Raw genomic sequence first — 225 nt, forward strand, 5'->3', positions numbered from 1 at the left:
AGACTTGAACTCTCACACCTTGCGGCGCCAGAACCTAAATCTGGTGCGTCTACCAATTCCGCCACTTCCGCAACAAACTTTGTAGTTAAGAGAGTAATTGGTATAACTCAATCTTAACGTTGTACTTGAAGGTAAACCTACAAGTTGTAATAAATGGTGGCTACGACGGGATTCGAACCTGTGACCCCATCATTATGAGTGATGTGCTCTAACCAGCTGAGCTAC

1 tRNA gene is annotated in these 225 nt (G+C 44.4%); it reads right to left on the reverse strand.

Going from position 1 to position 225, the window contains the following annotated elements:
- Positions 1-154: 154 nt before the first annotated feature.
- Positions 155-225: transfer RNA gene (locus ACVA6Q_RS25030), tRNA-Met, on the reverse strand.

The organism is Vibrio sp. DNB22_10_4, from assembly GCF_052879755.1.